The sequence below is a fragment of the Bacillus sp. NH11B genome (assembly GCF_001884205.1).
GTDB classification, from domain to species: Bacteria; Bacillota; Bacilli; order Bacillales; family Bacillaceae_G; genus Bacillus_A; species Bacillus_A proteolyticus.
Genome location: NZ_MAOG01000145.1, coordinates 1 through 1,261 on the forward strand (window position 1 = coordinate 1; position 1,261 = coordinate 1,261).

The following is a 1,261-nucleotide window of genomic DNA, read 5'->3' on the forward strand; positions in this document are numbered from 1 at the left end:
TGAGAAGAAAGCAGAAATTGTTACAACCTACCATGAAGGCATAGAGCCTGATAAAAAAATAAAGAAGAAGATGGAGAAATATCAAGAAAAAATCGCACCTCTTGTCAATGAAGTTGTTGGTAAATCTACAGCTTCACTAGATCGAAAACAAAATACGGCTGGTGAATCTACTCTCGGCAATTTAATCGCTGATACTCAGCGTGCAACAATGCAATCCCAAATTGCTCTTATGAACCCTGGTGGTATTCGTAATGACTTAGATGCTGGTGATATTACATGGGGAGAGGTATATGGCATTCAACCATTCGGAAATCAATTAATAAAAGTTAATTTAACGGGTCAAGACATTCGTGATATTTTAAATCAACAATGGCAAAAAGACATAACAAGGATGCTTCAAATTTCAGGGATCCAATACACTTGGGATGCGAACAAGCCAAATGGAGAAAAAGTCACAAGTATTCGCTTAACAAATGGAGAAGAAATTATTCCTTCTAAAACTTACAGCGTCGTTGCAAACGCATTTCTAGCTTCAGGTGGAGATGGGTTTGTGTCCTTTAAAAATGGGAAAGATGCTGAAACAGGACCAACTGATTTTGAAGCATTAGTAGATTATATAAAACAAGCAAAAGAACCAATTCAGCCTATTATTGATGAAAGAATTCAAAAAATAAATTAGCTTTTCATTAATCTCAAAACACCTAGATTACCTGTTCGCTATACTTTTTAGTGTGCAGGTAATCTAATTTTTCTTATGTGGATTTGAAATAAAGTCCTACCGTGATCAACGGATATACCATCGATATGCAAAGTACCGAAAAAAAGTAAAGTCAACAAAAATAACTCCAAAATCAACTTTTATTGTTTATTTTGGAGTTATTTGACGTTTACATTAATTTGAGCTGATTTGAATTATCTGGATATGTTTTCTACCTACAATACTGTATAACTCGCACCTGTTCAGAAAAACGGCTTTTTCTTTTAAAAACTTTGCCTAGCGTACGAAATTCGTGTTTTGTTGGTGCTACCCCATGCACATCAAGCTAAGATTTTAAAATATCCCCAAAACGAAAAAAATGAGCTAAATTCGCTTAAATAGTTATCTAGAGATAAAGTTGTTATTACAACATATTTTCCCCTTTCAACTTAGTTGTCATTAGCATGTTTTTCTACAAAACCAAGGATCCTGGCATTAACTTCGTTAGAGAACTCACCATTGATTGCGTGAGATGCATTTTTCCAGTTAACTATATCGATATCT

1 protein-coding gene and 1 pseudogene are annotated in these 1,261 nt (G+C 34.3%); one reads left to right on the plus strand and one right to left on the minus strand.

Annotated features, from left to right (window positions below):
* On the plus strand, positions 1–679 hold a 679-nt coding region (locus tag BAU27_RS29385; protein ID WP_175546581.1), incomplete at its 5' end, for a bifunctional metallophosphatase/5'-nucleotidase.
* A 467-nt stretch (positions 680–1,146) separates the two neighbouring features.
* Here the strand turns inward: BAU27_RS29385 and BAU27_RS32130 are convergent.
* Positions 1,147–1,261 (minus strand): annotated as a pseudogene (locus tag BAU27_RS32130) (alpha/beta fold hydrolase); the annotation flags it as partial.